1 protein-coding gene is annotated in these 321 nt (G+C 46.4%); it reads right to left on the reverse strand.

Features of this window, described 5'->3' with window-relative positions:
• The coding region (locus J3998_RS13610; protein WP_208151119.1) for a DDE-type integrase/transposase/recombinase at positions 1 to 321 on the reverse strand (321 nt) is incomplete at both ends.

Here is a 321-nt window from a genome sequence, read left to right on the forward strand (position 1 = left end):
GGAACAGGTAATACCATGCTTTTGATGGAAGTCCTGATAAGACTTTGAACAGTATTGAATCCCTCTATCCGAGTGATGTATCAGCTTTCCTTTTCTTACTCTCGTCTTAACCGCTTTAGATAACGCTTGTAACACATCGGATGTATGCAGGCTGTCATGCACATGATAGCCAACTATCTTTCGTGAACAGGCATCCGTTATCAGACTCAGGTACGCTTGCCCCGTTTGCACGGGAAGATAGGTGATATCGGCGACCCAGAGCTGTTCCGGCGTTTGTGCGAGTTTTTCTTGTCCCTGCTCCTTGAGGAGATTGGGATGTTT

The organism is Thiomicrorhabdus marina (assembly GCF_017571465.1).
GTDB lineage: Bacteria > Pseudomonadota > Gammaproteobacteria > Thiomicrospirales > Thiomicrospiraceae > Thiomicrorhabdus > Thiomicrorhabdus marina.